The sequence below is a fragment of the Butyricicoccus sp. AM78-15b2TA genome (assembly GCF_027665985.1).
GTDB lineage: Bacteria > Bacillota > Clostridia > Oscillospirales > Butyricicoccaceae > Agathobaculum > Agathobaculum butyriciproducens.
Map to the genome: position 1 here is coordinate 439 of NZ_JAQEHY010000055.1, position 625 is coordinate 1,063.

At 49.8% G+C, this 625-nt stretch carries 1 protein-coding gene; it reads left to right on the top strand.

Annotated features, from left to right (window positions below; translation table 11 throughout):
- Positions 1-14 precede the first annotated feature (14 nt).
- The coding region (locus PGS25_RS15565) for a leucine-rich repeat domain-containing protein (RefSeq protein WP_270419423.1) at positions 15-625 on the top strand (611 nt) is incomplete at its 3' end.

Genomic DNA, 625 nt, shown 5'->3' on the forward strand with positions numbered 1-625 from the left:
GGAGCGATCGAAAAATGAAACGCACACGAATCAGCGTATTGCTTGTAATAGCCTTGCTGTTGCAGCTATACGCACCACTCACGGCAGGCGCAGCGGACTTTACGCCAAACCCACAGACGGAATATGCCAAACGGTTTATTGCCGCCTGTGATGGACAGACCTGGTTCATCAATGAGATTGAGCGTTTGCTGAACGCCCAGCAGCGCACACTGGATACCATCACCGGAGCGGAAGACCTTGTGGAGATCAAGAGCATTGGTCTAAAAGGTCAGAACATCACCGGACATATACCGGCTGCAATCGGGGAACTTAGTGAATTGCGGTATCTGTTCCTCTCGGATAATCATTTGAGCGGAGATATTCCGTCTGCGCTCTATACGCTCCCGAAACTGCAAAATGTAGACTTGGGCGGCAATGATTATGCAGGTGCGATTCCTTCCGAGTTTGGTACAATGCCCGCATTGAAAACGCTGGTTCTAAAAGATAACCAGTACACTGGTACGATACCGGACACGATTTTGAGCAATACCCAGATTGAGGTGCTGAACCTCATGGGAAATCAGTTGACCGGCGGTTTTCCTGCGGCAGTTGCCGGTATGAGCAGTCTGAAATACTTGAACCTTTC